Annotated in this window: 1 protein-coding gene; it reads right to left on the reverse strand. The window is 63.6% G+C overall.

The genetic code is table 11. The features are described from left to right. Positions 1–1145 (reverse strand): TolC family outer membrane protein (locus CAF70_RS25960; protein ID WP_085701488.1); only part of this gene is annotated, 1145 nt, incomplete at both ends.

Here is a 1145-nt window from a genome sequence, read left to right on the forward strand (position 1 = left end):
TCCTGCGGGCTCAAGGTGCCGGCCGCCTGCTTCAGGCTCAGGTTGTCGAGGATGTAGTCATAGCGGCTGTTGTTGTAGTCGCGCACCGAGGTGTACAGCTGGCGCTGGGCATCAAGCACGTCAACGATATTGCGGGTACCCACCTGGTAGCCGATTTCGGTTGCTTCCAGCGCGCTCTGGTTGGAGATGATTGACTGCTTGCGCGCCTGCACCTGTTCCACATCGGTATTCACCGCGCGGTGCAGGTTGCGGGTGTTCTCCACCACCTGGCGTCGCAGGCTTTCACGCTGCTGCTCGCTCTGGCTCAGGCGCTGATAGGCCTCGCGCACTTGCGAGCTGGTCAGGCCACCGCTGTAGATGGGGATGTTCAGCTGCAAGCCGATGCTGGTCTGCTCGACATCGCCGCTATAGCGCGTAACGGGGGCCGGTGCGGGGTTGGTGAAACCGAAATTGTCGTTGTCACCCTTCTGATACTTGGCAACTGCGTCCAGGGTCGGCGCGTGGCCGGCCTTGCGCTGGCGCAGGGTTTCCTCGGCAGCGGTGACCGCGTGGTTGGTGGCCAGCAGGTTGAGGTTCTGGCGCCCGGCGGTTTCGACCCAGGCCTTGGCGTCGTTGGGCGTAGGGACCTGCACCGGCAGGGTATGGACCACGCCTTGAATCGATGTGTATTCCCGGTTGGTCAGGGTCACCAGGGCCTCGAAGGCATCCTGTACCTGGCGCTCGGCAATGATCCGGTTGGCCCGCGCCGTGTCGTAGCTGGCCTGGGATTGCAACACGTCGGTCTTGTCGGAGAGGCCGACGTCGAAGCGTTCGTTGGACTGATCCAGCTGGCGTTTGAAGGCAGCTTCTTCAGCCTTGGTCGCGGCCAGGTTGTCCTGGGCGCGCAGCACGGCGAAGTAATTCTGTGCAGTTTGCAGGATCAGGTTCTGTTCGGTCGCCGACAGCTCCAGCGCCGCCTGTTCGTTGACCGCCTCGGCCGCCTGCAACTGGAACCAGCGGTCAGCGCGGAAGATCGGCTGCGCCAGGGTCGCGCTCCAGGTATTACCGCTGCGGTTGCTGGTGGCCGATGGTTCGTCCAGCTTGGTGCGGGTGTTCAGCATTTCGGCACCTGCCGAAAGGTTGGGCAGCAACCCGGCGCGGGCCTG

The sequence above is a fragment of the Pseudomonas sp. B19(2017) genome (assembly GCF_002113165.1).
GTDB lineage: Bacteria > Pseudomonadota > Gammaproteobacteria > Pseudomonadales > Pseudomonadaceae > Aquipseudomonas.